This is a genomic window from Actinopolyspora mortivallis DSM 44261 (assembly GCF_000384035.1).
In the GTDB taxonomy this organism is placed as follows: Bacteria; Actinomycetota; Actinomycetes; order Mycobacteriales; family Pseudonocardiaceae; genus Actinopolyspora; species Actinopolyspora mortivallis.
Genome location: NZ_KB913024.1, coordinates 732334 through 748575, shown reverse-complemented (window position 1 = coordinate 748575; position 16242 = coordinate 732334). Strand labels below are relative to the sequence as shown.

18 protein-coding genes and 1 tRNA gene are annotated in these 16242 nt (G+C 67.4%); 5 read left to right on the top strand and 14 right to left on the bottom strand.

Going from position 1 to position 16242, the window contains the following annotated elements:
• The first annotated feature begins 87 nt into the window (after positions 1-87).
• Positions 88-945 carry a 4-hydroxy-tetrahydrodipicolinate synthase gene (gene dapA / locus ACTMO_RS0103710; protein WP_019853318.1) on the top strand — a complete coding sequence of 286 codons (858 nt, stop codon included), beginning with the start codon at positions 88-90 and terminating at the stop codon, positions 943-945.
• A gap of 126 nt (positions 946-1071) precedes the next feature.
• Here dapA and ACTMO_RS0103705 read toward each other — a convergent pair whose 3' ends face one another.
• From ACTMO_RS0103705 to ACTMO_RS0103685, 4 genes are all read right to left on the bottom strand, one after another.
• Positions 1072-1686: a LysE/ArgO family amino acid transporter gene (locus tag ACTMO_RS0103705; RefSeq protein WP_019853317.1), complete on the bottom strand. Its 615-nt coding sequence runs from the start codon at positions 1684-1686 to the stop codon at positions 1072-1074.
• Entirely contained in the window at positions 1683-2375 is a 693-nt protein-coding gene (locus ACTMO_RS0103700) for a B3/B4 domain-containing protein (protein ID WP_019853316.1), read from the bottom strand. The genes ACTMO_RS0103705 and ACTMO_RS0103700 overlap by 4 nt, the downstream gene beginning before the upstream one ends.
• 4 nt (positions 2376-2379) lie before the next feature.
• A complete protein-coding gene (locus tag ACTMO_RS20200; protein WP_157062782.1) occupies positions 2380-3384 on the bottom strand; it encodes a fatty acid desaturase family protein in 1005 nt (334 codons plus the stop codon).
• A gap of 350 nt (positions 3385-3734) precedes the next feature.
• The gene (locus ACTMO_RS0103685; protein WP_019853313.1) at positions 3735-4943 is read right to left on the bottom strand and encodes a helix-turn-helix domain-containing protein; all 1209 of its coding nucleotides are present in this window, start codon (positions 4941-4943) and stop codon (positions 3735-3737) included.
• 285 nt (positions 4944-5228) lie between these two features.
• Between ACTMO_RS0103685 and ACTMO_RS22775 the strand changes: the two genes are divergently transcribed.
• The 3 genes from ACTMO_RS22775 (at position 5229) to ACTMO_RS0103670 (ending at position 6150) form a co-directional block, all read left to right on the top strand.
• Positions 5229-5366 carry a hypothetical protein gene (locus tag ACTMO_RS22775; protein ID WP_157062781.1) on the top strand — a complete coding sequence of 46 codons (138 nt, stop codon included), beginning with the start codon at positions 5229-5231 and terminating at the stop codon, positions 5364-5366.
• A gap of 248 nt (positions 5367-5614) precedes the next feature.
• Positions 5615-5803, top strand: a complete 189-nt coding sequence (locus ACTMO_RS0103675) for a hypothetical protein (protein ID WP_211212904.1) — start codon at positions 5615-5617, stop codon at positions 5801-5803.
• Between the two features lie 41 nt (positions 5804-5844).
• Complete coding sequence (locus tag ACTMO_RS0103670) at positions 5845-6150, top strand: hypothetical protein (protein WP_019853310.1); 306 nt, start codon at positions 5845-5847, stop codon at positions 6148-6150.
• Between the two features lie 160 nt (positions 6151-6310).
• Here ACTMO_RS0103670 and ACTMO_RS21855 read toward each other — a convergent pair whose 3' ends face one another.
• Genes ACTMO_RS21855 through ACTMO_RS22770 form a run of 5 tightly spaced genes read right to left on the bottom strand, consistent with a single transcriptional unit; the run spans position 6311 to position 9968 of the window.
• Positions 6311-7297, bottom strand: coding sequence for a methyltransferase domain-containing protein (locus ACTMO_RS21855; RefSeq protein WP_019853309.1), 987 nt, complete (start codon positions 7295-7297; stop codon positions 6311-6313).
• The gene (locus ACTMO_RS21850; RefSeq protein ID WP_169509041.1) at positions 7294-7728 is read right to left on the bottom strand and encodes a lasso peptide biosynthesis B2 protein; all 435 of its coding nucleotides are present in this window, start codon (positions 7726-7728) and stop codon (positions 7294-7296) included. The genes ACTMO_RS21855 and ACTMO_RS21850 overlap by 4 nt, the downstream gene beginning before the upstream one ends.
• A gap of 8 nt (positions 7729-7736) precedes the next feature.
• The gene (locus tag ACTMO_RS22230) at positions 7737-8003 is read right to left on the bottom strand and encodes a PqqD family protein (RefSeq protein WP_169509040.1); all 267 of its coding nucleotides are present in this window, start codon (positions 8001-8003) and stop codon (positions 7737-7739) included.
• A 1-nt stretch (position 8004) separates the two neighbouring features.
• Entirely contained in the window at positions 8005-9792 is a 1788-nt protein-coding gene (locus ACTMO_RS0103650; protein ID WP_245556284.1) for an albusnodin/ikarugamycin family macrolactam cyclase, read from the bottom strand.
• A 17-nt stretch (positions 9793-9809) separates the two neighbouring features.
• The gene (locus ACTMO_RS22770; RefSeq protein ID WP_019853305.1) at positions 9810-9968 is read right to left on the bottom strand and encodes a lasso RiPP family leader peptide-containing protein; all 159 of its coding nucleotides are present in this window, start codon (positions 9966-9968) and stop codon (positions 9810-9812) included.
• Between the two features lie 783 nt (positions 9969-10751).
• Here ACTMO_RS22770 and ACTMO_RS21640 point away from each other — a divergent pair.
• The gene (locus ACTMO_RS21640) at positions 10752-11801 is read left to right on the top strand and encodes a recombinase family protein (protein ID WP_051099013.1); all 1050 of its coding nucleotides are present in this window, start codon (positions 10752-10754) and stop codon (positions 11799-11801) included.
• Positions 11802-12139: 338 nt separating this feature from the next.
• On the opposite strand, the gene ACTMO_RS0103635 is transcribed toward ACTMO_RS21640, so the two are convergent.
• The 5 genes from ACTMO_RS0103635 to ACTMO_RS0103615 all read right to left on the bottom strand — a co-directional run bounded on the left by ACTMO_RS0103635 (position 12140) and on the right by ACTMO_RS0103615 (position 16201).
• A tRNA-Ala gene (locus tag ACTMO_RS0103635) sits at positions 12140-12215 on the bottom strand.
• A gap of 233 nt (positions 12216-12448) precedes the next feature.
• The gene (locus ACTMO_RS0103630; RefSeq protein WP_026448841.1) at positions 12449-12682 is read right to left on the bottom strand and encodes a DUF6158 family protein; all 234 of its coding nucleotides are present in this window, start codon (positions 12680-12682) and stop codon (positions 12449-12451) included.
• 66 nt (positions 12683-12748) lie between these two features.
• Entirely contained in the window at positions 12749-14032 is a 1284-nt protein-coding gene (locus ACTMO_RS0103625; RefSeq protein ID WP_019853302.1) for an MFS transporter, read from the bottom strand.
• Between the two features lie 134 nt (positions 14033-14166).
• On the bottom strand, positions 14167-15012 hold the full coding sequence (locus ACTMO_RS0103620) for a GNAT family N-acetyltransferase (RefSeq protein ID WP_019853301.1): 846 nt from the start codon (positions 15010-15012) through the stop codon (positions 14167-14169).
• Between the two features lie 52 nt (positions 15013-15064).
• On the bottom strand, positions 15065-16201 hold the full coding sequence (locus ACTMO_RS0103615) for an acyltransferase family protein (RefSeq protein WP_245556018.1): 1137 nt from the start codon (positions 16199-16201) through the stop codon (positions 15065-15067).
• Positions 16202-16242: the final 41 nt, after the last annotated feature.

Sequence of the window (16242 nt, the reverse complement as noted above, 5' to 3'; positions counted from 1 at the left end):
ATCGCCGGAAGGTCACACTTGCCTCCGAGGTCCTGCTGGCCCAGGCTTGTGCCCGAGCACGCCGCCGGAACGCCGGAGGGAAGAACCATGTCGGAGACCGCTCTCGGAACGATCCTGACCGCGATGGTCACCCCCTTCGGAGCGGACGCCTCCGTCGACGAGTCGGCCTTCACGGCACTGCAACACCACGTGGTCGAACAGGGTTCGGACGGCGTCGTCGTGTGCGCCACCACGGGCGAGGCCCCGACCCTGAGCAACGAGGAACACCTGCGGCTGATCGAGCTGGCCTGTGCCGAACGGCCCCCGGGGTCCACGGTGATCGCCTCCACGGGCTCGAACAACACCAGGCAGGCCTGCGCCATGACCGAACGCGCCACCGAACTCGGCGCCGACGCGGTGCTGTCGGTGAACCCCTACTACAACCGGCCGAACCGCCGGGGACTGCTCCGGCACTACTCGGAGATCTCCCGAGCCACCGACAGGCCGGTGGTGCTGTACAACGTGCCGAAGCGCACGGGCTACGACCTGACCAACGAGATGCTGGCCGAACTGGCCCAGATCGAACGGGTCGACTACGTCAAGCAGGCCAACAACGCGAACCTCGCCCCGGTGGACGGTCTCGGCGTGTACGCGGGCAACGACGACGTCTTCGCGGCCACGCTCGACATGGGCGGATGCGGCGGCATCCTGGTCGCCAGTCACCTCGTCGGCCCGTGGATGCGGCGCATGGTGGAGGAACCGGCCCGCCGCGGTGAACTGGACGAGACGCTACGTCCCCTCTACGCCGCGCTCGCGGCCACCACCAACCCGATCCCGGTGAAGGCGGCGCTGAACCTGCTGGGCCACCCGGTCGGGCGCCCCCGGCTGCCTTTGGTGGAAGCCGACGTCGAGGAAACCGCGCAGGTGCGTGCCGCGCTGACCGGGCTGGGACTGCTCGACGGGTAGCATCCATCCCCACCGGTGGCGTGGCCGCACCGTCCCCCGGCCTCCTCGGGACCGTCGTTCTCCCGAGGCGGCTTCCGAGCCGGTGAGGGGCGCGGTCGCGAGTCCGCCCGGGCGGCAGCCGGCGTCTCAGCGCACGGCGGTGAGGAACTCCGAGAACAGGAAGACCGCGAAGGCCAGCAGGATCATCCCGGACACGCGTTCCACCCACACCCGCCGCCCGGGTGTCAGCGCGTGACGCACCGCCGCGCCGGCCACGGCGAGCACGCAGAACCACACCCACGAGGCACTCACCGTGCCCAGGGCGAACAGGGGTCGCTCCGCCGCTGCCTGGGCCGCGATCGCCGCGCCCAACACCCCCACGGTGTCCAGGATGGCGTGCGGGTTCAGCAGCGAGACCGTCGCGGTCTTCGTGGCCACGGCCCCCACCGAACTCACCGGCGAGCCCACGTCCTGAAGTTCCGACTCCCGCGCCCGGAACGACTGGACGGCCAAAAACACCAGGAAGACCGACCCGCCGACCAGCAGGACCGGACGCAGCCCCGGGATCGTTTCGAGCAGGGTGGAGGCCCCGAACGCACCGGCGAGTATCAGGATCGTGTCGCAGACCCCCGCCGCCACCACCGCGACGAACACCCTCGGGATGCCCACGGCGATGGCCTGGTTGATCACGAAGACGTTCTGGGCTCCGATGGGCAGGATCAGTGCCAGACCGAGCGCGAATCCGCTCAACAGGACAGTCATGTGTCGTGTTCGACAACCAGGTCGCGTTCGTGTGCGTTCAGGACGTGCTGGCCCACGGTCGAACAGTGCGGTTCGAGGAGTTCGCACAGCTCCTCGACGGCCTCCCGCAGCGCGGAGGACGGCACGGAGGAGTCGGCCCGTTCCAGCATGAACACCGCGGACTCCGTGCTCTCGTCCACACGGGTGGGATGGGCGTCGCGGTGGTTCCAGTGGCGCGTCAGAACCCTTTCCGAGTCGGCGTAGACGACCTCTCCCGGGGGAGGCTCCTCGACCTCCTCGGGGGATCCGAGGGGGACGAACTTGTCCCCCGACACGGCTTTGCGGAGCGTGACGCACGAACCGAGCTGTTCCAGGTCGAAGGCACCCGCCGGAACACCGTGCCGGACCGAGACGGCGTTGTAGGCGTCGACGGCCGGATTGATGCGGGGCAGCTGGCCCTTCTTGGCGATCCGGCGGCAGAGGGCGTCGACGCTGGGACGTTGACGGCGCGGGTTCGTCCCGAAGGCCCGGTACGCCCGTTGCCACGAGGCGAGTCTGGGGTCCTGCTCGCTCAGTGGTCGCAGGAGCCCCTCACGTGCCCGTGTCTCCAACTCCGTGAGACGGGTTTCGACCTCCGGCCATGCGTACGTGTTGCGCAGGCCGCTGACGATGACCACCCTGATTTCGAGATCAGGGTGGTCGGACACCACGTCGTCAGATAGTTGAATTTTTTTCACGTATTTCGTGTCCTCCCACACCGGATGATCTCACCGGATTCTGTCGTACGCCCGTCCTGTACCGCAATGTGGCCCCGTATCCCGCCGGGTCGTTGCGCACGAGAAACCTGTGCAGACGAGCGATCCGGTGATGAGGAACTCCCGGCCACATGTGATGCAGGGTGTGGTAGCCGTCGTTGTGCGGATGAAGCACAGCTCGCTGGAGAAATCCGATATTGCTGACGGTCGCGTCGAACACCGTATCGGCGTCCGAATAAACGTGTTCACTCGACTCGGCGATCATGCGCAGGAACGGCAGGAGGACGAGGAAACCGAGCGCCCAGGTCAGACCCGAGAGCCAGGCCGCGCCGAGCCCTCCCAGCACAGCGGAGGGAAGCACGATCAGCAGCAGGGCCCAACAGAACGGGGCCACGACCACATAAGGCCCCGAGGACACCTCCCGCAACCAACCGAGCTGGTAACGGCCGAAACGCGCGACGAGTCCCCGCAGATAGGCCGCCCTGCTCGACCGCTCTATGCCCTCCAGGTCCAACTCGACGTAGCGTGCCAGGTCGGGATCGGCCGAGGTGCCGAACTTCCCGTGATGCCTCAGATGCCCCAGGCGGTACGCACCGATACCGGCTCCGACCGGGACGGCGGCGGCGAGGACGAGCGCGTCGTTGAGACGGCGGTCGTGTCTGCTCCAGTTGAAGTGTGATCCTTCGTGGACGAGGTTCTCCAGCCCCCGACAGAACCGGGCCACGATCAGTGCCCCGACCACGACGAGAAACGGAACTCCCCAGAAAGGAATATGCGAACCGAGGATTCCGCACCCGATCGTGCTCGCCACGACGACCACGATGTCGAGTCCCGCCGTCGCCGCGCTGATCCACGGAGAAGTGCGGTGAGCCGCCTTGATCGCCGAACGAGCTGATTCGGGTGCCGTGTAACCCCGCTTGTACCGAGTATCCGCGGTCATACTCTTCTGCTCGACAGTATGCACCGGAACTCTCCTCAACAGCACCTATTGACTTGTGGATGGCGCACGAACGGTACGTAGCGACGACGAGCCGGAACAACCTCCGAACGAGGGACACGAGCATGGTGCTCAGCTCGGGATCACCGGCGTTTTCGGCGTGCCGAGCTCATCTACCACGACAGCAAGACGGTCAGCAGACCGAGGAAAACCAGGACCACGAGGTCGACGAGAAGCACGGTCCGCAGCACACTCCCCTGGTCCGCCGGGCGGGAGTGCACACATGGGGGCCGTTGAGGACTCCCGGTCGGTCCCTGCGCTTGCGGTAGGCGCGTGAGGGTGCCTCTCCAGCGCCTCCGAGATGCGATTCCGCTGGGTTAGGCGTTCTGCACGCCTGCCCAGGTTGCCAGGCGTACGACCGGATCGGCTCGGCGGCGGGCGCGGGCGAGGGTGCGGATGGTCTCGTGGACCATTGGGTGGTATTTCGCCTGCTGTGGCGCGGTTTCCTTGGCTTGGTACAGGCTGCGGGTGGCTTTCTCGTGGTCGCCGTGCAGCAGGAAGCCGCGCGCTACGTCGATCCAGTGGTGTCCGGCGCGCTCGCGCTGGGTGTGCGGCGGAATGTCGAACCGTTCGGCGCGCTTGACGGCCTCGGTGCCGTTCATCGCCTCGACGGCGAGGCCGACCGACCAGATGTTGACGTTGGTCGGTCCGAAGCACAGGCGGTAGTCGTCGCGGTCACTGCCGAGGCGCTGGGCTGCCTCGTGGGCTTCGTTCCAGTGGTCGTCTGCGGTAGCCAGATCGCCGGCTCGGGCGGCTGCGAGTCCGGACTTGAGGTGCAGGTTGCCCCACACAGCGATGGCCGGGGCGTCGCTGCCGCGAATGCGGTCGGCGATGCGTGTTCGGCTTTGGTCGAGCAGGCGCAGGGCACTGTTCCAGTCGGCCGCGCCGATCATTTCACCCGCGCGCTGGTAGTGCCCGACCAGCACGGCTAGCTCGTCGCCGCTTTGTTCGGCGGCCCACTCGTAGCGGTCCACGGCCAGCGAGGCTAGGTCGATGTAACCGAGCTTGTAGGCGGCCTGACTCGCCGCGTAGTAGGCCTCGGCCAGCAGCCAGTACGCGCGCTCCTGGTCGGCGTCGGTGCAGCTCCAGACCTTCGCGCGCAGCTCGGCCAGCAGGCCGGGCAGTTCCGCGCCGAGGGCATCCAGGTTCACGGCATGCCGGTGTTTGGACGCCTGACCGACAGCGGCGGTCAGCTCATCCATCGAACGCGGACGAATGACCTCGTCGGGCGGAATGGAATAGGCGGCCAGCTCGCGGCGCAGCGGCGGGATCGTGGCGTGTATCCGGTGTTCGGCGCGACTGCTGCGGTGCTCGAATGGCTGCCCCAGAAGGTCGGCAACCCCAGTGTTGAGCGCCCGCGCGACGGCGGAGACGAACGCGGGCGAGGCAGGAGCGCGCCCCTGTTCGACCTTGCGCACGAGCGAGGCGGACACGTTCGCCCGCTGGGAAAGCTGGTTCTGCGTCAGCCCAGCGAGCTTGCGCGCCTCGGCAACCCGCTGTGCTACACCGCCTTCCGGCTGGTCCATGCGCGCGACCTCCATCCCTCGGTCGTGTCCTGCACACGATGCTACGGAGTCAGTTCACCACCGTTGGCCGTGATCTCGGATCTTGTCACCTCTTTGTCACTTTGCGCAGGGACGTACCCATAGCGTCACCACCGTACACCGAAAGATCACAAATACGGAGGGCGCGATGACCACAGGAAGCCAGCCCAGTACACGGCTGCCTACCAGGCGGAATATTGGCTGCACCGACGGCTCCAAGCGTCCCAGGACGGTATCCCTCCACACCGAGCGTGGGGAGAGTGCGTGGTGCTGCTGGCCCCGCCCGGCGAAGCCGCGCTGCTGACTTCCGCCGCCGCTCGCGAGCTGGCGAGTCACCTGGACGAGCAGGCCCGAACGATCGAGACGCGACGGCACGCACGGGTACTGCCGTTCCCGCGCCACTGATGAACCCGCTCGACCGGGGCGCACCCCTGAACGGCCCGGCCGAGTACCAACGGCGGAGGCCCTGTCGCCGACCCCGACCTTTGACAGGACCTCCGCCTTCCACCAGGAAGCGACAGATGGATGACACCAACAGTGACCAGCGAGGAAACGCCCCACATCGCCGCGATCGAGCCCAGCATGAATGCCGGGTTCCAGTTCGTGAACCTACCCCCGATGGCGATGCGGTGGAGATCTACACGCTGCGGGGAATGACCGAAGCAATCGCGGCCCGGTTCCACGCCGAAGACTACCCAGAGGGAGACCCGCTGTGGGAAACGACCGGCACGGTCGCCGAGGTCATCACCGCGCTCCTGGAACTGCCTGCCCACGGCACGCCCAGCGCGCCGACACTGGCCCGGCCAGCCTCCAGCTCCCTCTGGGTGCCTGGTGCCCGGTGAAAGTAGCCATGAGTCCGCTATCCCCGCATACTGCCGAAGACTTGGGCCGACGCCTGCACGCCGAGGGCTTCCAGCCGCTCCCCGACGCCGACGACGGCACGTTGAGCGGTACCCGACTCTGGCGGGTGCGTGCCGCATACGTCGAGTACCTGGCGTTGCGTCTCCACGGCTTGGCTCACGCCGTACACGCTGAAGCGCGGTTCGACTACCACCACCCCACCGAGCGCGGCCGCATCGTGGAGCACCGATCCGGCTACGCGGTCAACGCCCTGGACTGGCTGCTGTCCACCAGCAACCCCCACGCCAGCTCGTGGCGCCGGCCCTACGTCGCCGCGCCTCCTGGTTGACCCACGGATGACGCGGACGGTCACTAACCAGCACGCCGTCCGCATCCAAGGCTCCGAGTGGCACTTGCCCGCAACGATGCGCGCATTCACCCACCGCCACTCGGTTCACAAGGGGCGGGGAAGTCCTTCTTCCCCGCCCCTTCCGTACTGCGGTCTCCGCCTAGTAACGCAAGGACGGACGCCATCCGTCGTCGGCTGCGGTGAACGCCACGGTGGCGGCGTCGTGTCCGGGCTGTCCCGCCTGCTCCCAGGCATCGCGAATGCCGCGCAGGGTGGCCATCGCTGCCGCTGCGCCGCACGAGACCACCGATCCGTCGCGCAGCACGAGCACGGCGCTGTCCGAGCTGATGAAGCCGAAGCCGGTGCCGGTACCGGTACTGGCGCTAATCGGCGTGCCGTCGCCGAGGGTGCCCAACATGTAGGCGGTGAACTCCCGCCAGCAGGCGGGGTCGATCCATTCTGGCTGCGGTTCGGCGGCGGCGAGTTGGCGCGTGATCGCGTTCGCCTGCTCGGGCGGCACGCTGTGACCGCTGATGCTGATCCACGCGCGCTCGCCCGCCTCGGTGGCCACGATGCTGTCCACGTAGCGCAGCGGCTGCCCGAAGTCGGTGACCGGCTCCGGGGTCATCTCGATGAAGCTGCCAGGCTGCGCGGTGGCGTCGACGGGCTTGCCGCGCTCGATCCGGCACCGGATGACCGCGTGCGCGTTGGCGATATCGGCGACCTTGACCGGACTCACGATGACCGTGCCGTGAGCGGATTGCTGTATCCAGTGTTCCGGCAGGACATGCGGGGTGGTCCAGCCGATGATCCGATCGTAGGGAGCCCCGTTTTCCCATCCCGTGGTGCCGTCGGCGTGGTGAATCTCGACGTGCGTATTTCCGGCGTGCTGGTGCAGTTCAGCGGCGCGGGTAACCAATTCTTGATCCACGTCCACCGATACCACATGGCCCGAGGTTCCGACTTTTTCCGCGAGCACGGCTGCGGTGTATCCGGTACCGGTTCCGATCTCCAGCACCCGCATTCCCGGATCAATATCAGCCAGCGCGACCATGTCCGCGATCCTGGCCGGGCTACTGCTTTGGGGAATGGTCTCACCGGTGTGGGCGTCGGTGGTCCAGTATTCGTAGTCAATCGCGGCGGTCACTGCGTGATTTCTCCTGTCTGGGCGGACGGTACGGTCAGAATCGTGCGGTAGGTGGGCATAGTGTCACTCTCAGCGATCGGGACTCCGGCCGTGTCAGCAAGCCAGGCATGCATGGCGATCGGGGGAGTCTGCCGCACGCCCAGGCACCAGGTCACCCGGTGGCGACGTCCCGCGAGCAGGATCAACCCAGCGAGTGAACGTTCCAAGCACGCGATGCGAAAGGGCAGCCAGACCGCTGCCGCGTCGACCGCGTGCAGCGCTCGCTCGGCCTCGCCTCGCGTGGCTTGTCGCCCGCCGTTGACGTGGCGGATCAACGCGGTGACCCAGCCGAACGGCAGCGTGGTCACAGCGGCGCGCACCACCGTGACCACGAGAGCGGCGGCGAGGGTGCGGGCGTGTCCGGGCCGGATCGCTGTCTGCGGTGAAGCCATCGGCGTACTCATGACTGCCACCGGATGAGCTGGGCGTGGCGCAGCGCGCCCGCCAACATGGCCAGGTCAGACCGGGCACGCTCGCCGGGAATGTCGTATCGGTTCGCGATGGCCTCGGCTACCTGATCCGCATCACCGTCCGATTCCACGATCGCGTTCCACATTGCCGCCGCTGTCGGATTCGCGCGGAACACTTTTCCCGTACGCGAGACCACCAGGAGGGAACCGTCATCGAGTGTGGTTGTATGCACGCCAGATTCGGTGATAATTCGCATGTCACGACCTTTCCCTGTCGCCATCTTCGTTAGCGCGCAGCCATAATTCTGTGCCGATTACCGCATCGAAAGCGGCGAGTCGAATGCTGTGTCCATTGATCCCACGGTCCAGCGCGGACCTCATTGTGTTTCGATCGAGAATCCCGACCTCGGCGAGTCGTGAATTGTGGATCAGCTCGCGCAACGTGTCGGCGTTGGCACGCAATCCCTGATACGCCGACGTAGTGTAGTCGCCTTTCGTCCGTCGCTCGAGCACGCTTGCCGGGACGGTGCCGTACATCGCGTGCCGAAGCAGCGGCTTGGCCTGCTCGGGCGTGGTCCGTCGCCACGCGGGCACCGCCCAGCACGCCCGGACTACGCCGTCATCCAGGTACGGGGCGTGATGGTTGACCGACCACTGTGCGGCCATGTCGGCGTCCAAGCGTTGCTGTCGTGCGAAAGCGTTCAGTGCGAGGAAAGCCGACGAATCCCCGAGGCCCATCTGCCCCGGGACGCTCGCGTGCGGGTAGGCGTCGGCGTGCTCGCGCAACATGCGCGCTACGACGGCGCGTCCCTTACGGGTTGCCCACTCGGCCGTCGCGCCGATCTGGAACCAGGAGACCAGCCCAGCCCATCCACGCCCCGCTCGTGTACCGGCGACGAGCTGGTCAGCGGCGACACGGCACGCCTGCCCGTAGCTGGTGCCACGCAACGCCACGGCCGCGCGGAGCAGAGCATGCGGCGCTTGGTGGCGCAGCCGCGCCCAGCCGACGGCGTGTCGCCACAACTCCCTTCCCTGTCGGGGAGAGACCAAGTCGGCGAGGTAGGCTGGGGTCGCCAGCAACACACCGTCCCCACCGTCGCCGGACAGGTGCAGATCGGAGCCCTCGGCGTGGACTTGCTGTATCCACCAGCGTTCCCGCGCGCTGGTCGCAGCGCCGAGCCACGGTTCGTCGGTGCACGGAACACGGTCCAGCTCCGCATACGGCAGCAACGCCGGAGGCTCGGCGACGACGTGATGCCGGAGGCTGGGCACCTCCTGTGCGGCTCGGGCCGCCACGTCGGCGTCGTCCACACCCTCGGTGACGACCGTCAACGCGGGCAACTCATTGACCAGGCACGAAGCCAAGACCGCGAGCGTGGACGAGTCCAAGCCGCCGGAGAAGTCCGCGGTAGGATGGCCCGCGGTACTGACGCGGCAGCGCACGGCGTTGTCCAGCGCCTCGGACAAGGCGGGGGCGCTGTCTTCGATGGTTCCCGATGGCGTGGGCAGCACCGTCCGGCACGCCTGCGTGGTTGTGCCGTCGCTGGCGATCCGCATCGTCCAGCCTGGCCGTAGCGCATTCACGCCCTGCCATGGCGTCCCCGTCCACCACACGTCCGCTGCCCCCGGCACAAGCAAGTGCGCCACCAACCAGTCCCAGTCCAGCCCAGCACTCCCAGCCAGCGGGCGCGCGTGCGAGCCCGCCACGAGACCATCGTGGGACACACGCGGGTAGTACACCGGGCGCTGACCAGCCAAATCGGCCGCGATCAGCAGCTCATCGCTTCGCGCCGCGAGTACGACGCGACTGCCGTCGACACGCTGCACGGCGTCCACCTGACCAGCGGCAATCTCACGAGCTACCCGGCGCAGCTTGGCATCGTCTGCCGGAGTGCAGCCGAGAACCACCAAGTCACATCCAGCAACGCTCACACGTCGTACTCCGTGACCGGGTGCGACCCGGCCGTGCCACAGTCGCCATCGCCTGGCGATGGTCAGGCACGGCCGGTCACACTCAGGCAGGGAATGCTCGTGTGAGCCGAGCATCCACCACATGCCGTCCCTCAGTAGTACCAGCGCTTGCGGTCAGCGGTGTCATCGAACGACGTGCCGTTGGTCAGCATGGCCACGTCGCCAACCTCTTCCAGCACGGGCGTCTCGTACCGCAGTGGCGTGCCCTCGAAACCATCATCACGCGGGTACTCCACGATCTCGCCATCCATCGCGGACTTTCCTTCCCGCGCGCATTCACCCGCATGCGACCCTGCCCGCCCCGAGCACGCCGCGCAAGATCAGTCCCCCAGATGGCCGCAAGCCGTCGAAGCCCTGCGGACCCACGGCAACTGGGCGGTCAACTCGCGAGTTGACCGCCCAGTTGCCGCCAGCGTGAGAACAACATCCCTGGTCACGGCACTATGGGCGAATTCGGCTCGTGCTCCGACTTCCTAGGGATGATTTCCCCCTACGGTCCGAGGCGCTGAGAGCGGGCGATCAGCGCGACGTCCGTGCCACGACGGCGCGCTTTTTGCCCTGGACTACTCCGTCCGTGTGAACATGGCGGTTTGTTGTCCAAAATCGACCCGATTTTCGGGCTTCGTGGAGTGCGAGGGTTCCTGGCACACCGAGGAGGCCCGTTGATCACGCTCACCGTCCGACGACGGGCATCACCAGCCACCCGACGACGTATCGGTAGTCACATTTTTCATGATCACGGCCGAAAACGGGGGTGTTTTCCGGACTTCAGGGGCGTTACAAGGTCCGGACGAGGAAGGTGGTGAGCATGGCCTTTCGCGGAAGCGACGACGTCCGAACCGCTGGGGCAGGCACAGCGGCACACGGGCTGAGGAGTCCGTGGCGGCCAGCGACGGCGGCGGAACAGTGGCGTGATCCGGGGTTCCCACTCATACGCTTACTCATCTTCCCGTCGATATTCCTGTTCATATTCTCGTCAGAGTTGTTACCCCGTGCGGCGGTCTTTTCGCAGGTCAAGCGCCGTAGCGAGGGGGATGAGCGTGCCAGCCTCGGCCAGGTTGGATGATCTCGACACGGTACGGGTCGGGATCTACATGCGCCGCTCCACTGACGACGAACACCAGCCCTACTCCATCGAGACCCAAGACGACCGGTTGGAGTCCTTGGTGGAGTCCCAATCCGGTTGGGAAGTGGCGCCTCGGTTCACCGATGACGCCTCCGGCGCCACCAGCGACCGCGACGACCTACAACGCGCACTCAACGCGGCGCGGACGGGGATGATGAATGTGCTGCTGGTCTACCAGGATGCTCGCTTCTCCCGGAACCTGCGGGACATGGTGACCCTGCTCGACGAACTCGACCAGTGCGGAGTGGCGTTCCGCTCCACCACCGAGCCATTCGACACCTCCACCCCGATGAGCCGGATGCTGGTCCAGATGCTGGGCATGTTCGCCCAGTTCGAACGCGACACCATCATCGACCGCATGATCAACGGCCGAGGCCACCGCACCACCACCGGCGGCACCTGGTCCGCCTACCAAGTCCTCCGCGTGCTCTCGAATCGGATCTACATCGGAGAACTCACGTTCCGGGAGATCACCGTGGACGACTGCCACACCCCGCTCGTGGACACCGAGACGTTCGAGGAAGCACAGCGGCTACTCGCCGAGCGCGGGGAGGACCACGCGCACCGCCACGCCACCGGGGCAGACTACCAACTTACCGGGCTCATGCGCTGCCCGAAGTGCGGCAAGGCCATGATCGACACCCACGCGACCAGCACGAACAAGGTCTACCGCCACTACACCTGCCTCACTCGGTCCCGCTACGACACCGCCAAGTGCGACGGGCACCGGCTCAACGCCAACGCGGCGGAAACCGCTGTGTTGGACGCGCTGGCCGGGTTCTACCGTGACCACCACACCCCGCTGACGCCGTGGCCGAGGCACAGCGCCAGCACCACGCCGGACACCACACCCAGCAAGCCGAACTCGCCTCGGTCGAGGCCAAGATCGCCGAGACAGGAGGCAAGATCGACCGCTACCTCACCGCGTTCGAGAACGGCACGATCGAAGAGGAACTAGTCGGCCAACGCCTCGCCGAACTCCGCGCCACCAGCAAGCAACTCGCCGCCCACCGCGACGAGTTGGCCACCGCGCCCGACGCCTGCACGCTGGCCGAGGTCGCCGACCACATCACCGAGATCATCGACTCCGGCACCGATCAGACCCGCAAAGCCTTGATCGAAACCCTCATCGCCAAAATCAAGATCACCGGACCCGGCACCCTCATCCCCGTCTTTCGCATCACCCAACCCCACACCGACGGGACAGCCGAGACAGCAGCAGACACACACGAAACCCTGACCAGCGAAAACACGCCAGCCAGGGCCTCGAAGGGAGGTGTTCGTGAATGACTAATTTGGTGGAGCTGACGGGACTCGAACCCGTGACCCCCTGACTGCCAGTCAGGTGCGCTACCAGCTGCGCCACAGCCCCTTTTTCCTTGTCCTTCCGGCGTTTCCTCTCGGCCCCGCCGTCCGTTGTGTCTATACTTTACAACAGGCACGAACCCCCTTTCGCACGGGGGGTGCCTTGTGGTGTTTTTCCTGCTCAAAGGCAGATTCTCTCGGTATCATCGCGCACCGGCCCCACCGGCCCGTGACGCCGGGACCCGTTGCTCTCCCGGCCCGCACGGAAGGGAACCGGATCGCGCGGAGGAACGGTCGGCTTCAGACACCGTGGCGCTCCCGGCGGGCCCCCTGTCGGGTACGACGCGGATCCACCTCCCGTTCGGGATGCCTGCGCAGATACTCCTGCTCCAGCTCGAACGTCCTGCGGGTGTGCTCCTCCAGGGCGTCGGGCGCACCGTGCAGGAAGGTCTCGTTGCGCGTCTCGTGCAGATGGCGCAGCTCCCGGCGCAGCGCCTCCTCGGACAGCTCGGTGGCCTCGATGCCGGTCTCCATCACGTCCTCCTCCCACCGGGTCCCCGCCGGGGTACCCACGCGCCGGGAGAACGACACCCCCACCGTTCAGTCCGCGGGAACCGTCCCCGCTGGGGCGACGGTCTCGTTCCGAGCGTTGCGCCCGAGGGTTTCGGGAGCCGCCAGCCACATCACCAGGGCCACGAGGGCGACGCTGCCCGTGAGCAGGAAGGCAGCCGTGAAGGACAGCGCGTCGGCCAGCGCTCCCGCCACCAGCGGCCCGAGGATCGCCCCCACGTCGGCCGACATCTGGAAGGTCGCCAGCACCGGGCCGCCCTTGGTCTTGGGGCCGACCACATCGGCTACGGCCGCACTCTGTGCCGGGGTCATCAGCCCCATGCCGACGCCACCGATCAGTGAGGAGGCCAACAGCCAACCCACCGACTCGCTGAGGCCCAGGGCGACACTGCCCACGGCGGCCACGGCCAGACCACCCAGCACCAGTGGTTTGCGGCCCCGTGAGTCGGCCAGCCGCCCCGCCGGCAGCAGCACGATCGCGTTGCCCACGGCGAACACGGAAAGCGCCACACCGGTCATCGCGTCCGGCAGCCGCAGCGCCTCCACCACGAACAACGGCACCAGGGCGATGCGCACCCCCTGGGCGGTCCAGCCCTTGCTGAAGTTCGCGAACAGACAGGCCAGATAGCTGCGGTCCCGCAGGGCGGTGCCGATCCGGAGCGTGTCCTCCTGCGACCGCTGCTGAGGGTCGGCCAGCGACGAACCACGCAGCATGAACCACCCGACGAAGGCGGCCAGGTACAGGGCGATTCCGTAGATCAGGAACGGCATCCGCAGCGAGATGCCTATCAGCACTCCGCCGAACAGCGGCCCCGAGATACTGCCGAGCAGAAAGCTCGTGGCCCACAGTCCCGAGGCCCTGCCCCGCAGATGTGCCGGGGACAGCCGCACCAGCAGTGCCAGCGCGGAGACGGTGAACATGGTCGATCCGGTTCCGCCCAGTCCGCGGAACACCAGCAGCTGCCAGTAGTTCTGCGCGAAGGCACAGGCGGTCGAACTCACCCCGACGATGACGATGCCGAGCACGTAGATCGGCCGCTCCCCGAAGAAGGAGACCATCCGACCGCTCGCCGGGGCGAACACCAACCGCATCAGCGCGAAGGAACTCACGATGAAGGCGGCCGCGGTCACCCCCACCCCGAAGCTGGTGGCGAAGGTCGGCAGGGCTGGCGAGACGATCCCCATCCCCACCGCGACGATGAACCCTCCGGTGATCAGCACCCAGATCTCGCGGGGCAGTTCGGAAAGCGAGCCCCGCCCGCCTCCGGAACGGCCCTGCGGGGCCTCGGCTGTCGTCGGTTGACTCTCCGGCACTGTGCCTCCTTCTCGTCCGGAAGGCACAAGTCCACGCGGGGGTGAAATATTCCCACTGTCGTGGGAGGCGCTGTGGCCGATTCAACGACCGCCCCTCCGGCCGCCCCGCTCCGGCGAGCCACTTCCTTCGGAGCTCAGTCGAACAGTTCCTCCACCCCTCGGGTGTAGACCGTCACCGGGTAGACGGTGTCGAAACCGCACGCCTCCGCGAAGCGCTGCGCCCGTCCTCCGTCCTCGGCGTGGGTGACCACGAACCGCATCCCCGTCCGCGCCGCTGTTTCCACCACCCCGGCCATGAGGGAACCACCCATCCCCCGGCCACGCCTGCCCGGTCGCACCGCGACGTGCTCGACCAACCCCACCTGGGCCTCCAGGAACCCCAGCACGAAACCGGCCGGACGCGGCACCTCGGGATCGTCGACGACGTAGAGCAGGCAACGCGGGTCGTCCAGCCGTTGGGCCAGTCCGCGCGGCAGCCTGCGCTCCGCACCGGCGGAGAGGTCCAGTTCGTCGGACAACAGCTCGGCCACCGCGTCCAGGTCCCCCTCCTCGGCGGGACGAACCGGGAAACCCGGCACGGACGGACGTCGCGCCAACCGCTCCCCGAGCGGATGCAGCAGGGCCACGTTCTCCGCGACGGCGTGCCAACCCGAGTCGTCGGCGATGCCCTCGATGTCGGCCACCGTGGTGGGGGAGGCGTGTACCACCGCCTCCGGGCGGCCGGCCTCCGCGAACACGCGTTCCAGGCGCAGCAGCGTGGTGGCCACCTCGGCGGAGGTTCCCCACAGCCCGCAGGCCCGGTTGGCCAACGCGAGCGGGTTCGCGGTGTTGAGCACCACATCGGCGACGCCCACCCTGCCGACGTGCCCGTCCCGAACCGCCCCGGAGGCCAGTTGGGCGCGTTCGACCAGCGTGGCCACCTCCCGGGCCTGTTCGGGAGTGAGCAGTTCCTCGTCGTCGGGATCGTGCAGCGGGTCCACACCCGTATTCTCGTAGCCCCCGAAAGCCCGCCCGCCTCCGGACCGGTGCGACTCAGGCCGCGGTGACGGCGGGCTTGCGTACGGGCAGGAAACGGTCGTGCAGCTCCATCAGATACCGGTAGGCGGGCTGTTCCACCATCCGGGTGAGCATCCAGCCGAGCAGCACGCCGGTGACGAGCATCCCCAGGGTCTGCACGAGGGTGGGGGCTCCCAGGTCCTGCAACCGCCGCACCACCATGTGCCCGAGCGACTGGTGCATGAGATAGACCCCGTAGGAAATACCGGCGTACCACTGGATCGGCCTGCGCAGCGCCTGCGGCACTACCGCGTCCCAGTCGGGACCGCGCGCCACGAACGCGATCACGCACAGTCCGAGGCTGACCCCCACGGAGGATCCCACGTCCGGGACGAGCACGCCCTCGGCGTTGGGAGCGAAGGTGTGCAGCCACTGGGCGAACATGCAGGTCGCCAGCAACACCGCGAAGTGCGCGTCGCTGAGCCGCCGTTTGATCGCCCAGAGCCAGATGGCGACCCCGGCCACGAACATGTGCCAGCGGTGCAGCCCGAAACCGTCCACCAGGATCCGGTACAGCGGCTCCGGGTCCGAGACCCGGATGGGCCACTGCAGTATCGGCAGCAGCACGGCCAGCCACAGCACCCACACGATCCGGTTGCCGTGCCCCCATCTGCCGCGGTACAGCAGCGCGGCGGCGGTGAATCCCATGAGCTGCAACGGGACGGTCCAGTGGGCGACGTCGATGAACTCGAACCGCTGCGGCGCCCAGTGCCACAGCATCAGCAGGTGCTCGACGAGGTCACGGGTGGTCGGCCAGTACCAGCCCTCGATGTAGTAGGCCCTGGTGAGCAGAAAGATGATCACGGAACCAGCCACGAAGGCGGGCAGCAGCCGCGCCAAGCGTCCCCACCAGTACCGGAACACGGTCCCCCGCCCGATCGTCACGCAGGCGAAGTACGCCGAGATCGCCAGCAGCAGACTGGCACCGACCTGGTAGGGGAAGTAGAACGTTCGCGGTTCGATCTCGGGGTGGAACTCCACGCTGACCGTGGTCGAGTGGTACAGCATCACCAGCGTGACGCATCCCGCCCGAACCAGATCCCAACTGATCTTGCGACGGCTCCCCTGGCTGGGGGTTACCACGGCTATCCACTCCCGTTGTCTCGACTGCACCGCTTACGCCCCGGTTCGATCGCCTCCGGTACGGAGCACGT